Here is a 1,022-nt window from a genome sequence, read left to right on the forward strand (position 1 = left end):
GAGACCTTTGCAAAATTCCCCAAAATCCCCTAAATTCCCACCAAGACATTTAGGGGATTTCTCATGAGCACCTTCTTCCGGCAAACCGCGCAAGCCATGATTGCCAAACACATCGACCGCCTCCCACTATTGAAGTTGGATCAGGTGATTGATTGGCAGCCGATCGAACAGTACCTGAACCGTCAAAGAACCCGTTACCTTAGAGACCACCGCGGCCGTCCCGCCTATCCCCTGTTGTCCATGTTCAAAGCCGTCCTGCCCGGACAATGGCACAGCCTCTCCGATCCCGAACTTGAACACAGCCTCATCACCCGCATCGATTTCAACCTGTTTTGCCGTTTCGACGAACTGAGCATCCCCGATTACAGCACCTTATGCCGCTACCGCAACTGGCTGGCGCAAGACAATACCCTGTCCGAACTGCTCAAACTGATTAACTGCCAACTGACCGAAAAAGGTTTAAAAATAGAGAAAGCATCCGCTGCCGTCGTTGACGCCACCATTATTCAGACTGCCGGCAGCAAACAGCGTCAGGCTATAGAAGTCGATAACAAAGGACAAGTCAGCGGCCAAACCACTCCGAGTAAAGACAGCGATGCCCGCTGGACAAAGAAAAACGGCCTCTACAAAATCGGTTACAAACAACATACCCGCACCGATGAGGAAGGCTATATCGGGAAACTGCACATTACCCCCGCCAATACCCATGAGTGCAACCACCTGTCGCCTTTGTTGGAAGGACTGCCCGAAGGTACGGCCGTCTATGCCGACAAAGGCTATGACAGTGCGGAAAACCGGCAACATCTGAAAGAGCATCGGTTACCGGACGGCATTATGCGCAAAGCCCACCGCAACCGTCCGCTGACGGAAAATCAAACGAAGCGTAACCGGTATTTGTCGAAAACCCGTTATGTAGTCGAACAAAGCTTCGGTACGCTGCACCGTAAATTCCGCTACGCCCGGGCAGCCTATTTTGGTTTGCTCAAAGTGAGTGCGCAAAGTCATCTGAAGGCGATGTGTTT

At 52.0% G+C, this 1,022-nt stretch carries 1 protein-coding gene; it reads left to right on the forward strand.

Annotated features, from left to right (window positions below):
• Positions 1–63: 63 nt before the first annotated feature.
• Positions 64–1,022 (forward strand): IS5 family transposase (locus tag RDY34_RS10525; protein ID WP_308184588.1); only part of this gene is annotated, 959 nt, incomplete at its 3' end.

Origin of the sequence: Neisseria polysaccharea (assembly GCF_963392925.1) — a bacterium.
GTDB classification, from domain to species: Bacteria; Pseudomonadota; Gammaproteobacteria; order Burkholderiales; family Neisseriaceae; genus Neisseria; species Neisseria polysaccharea.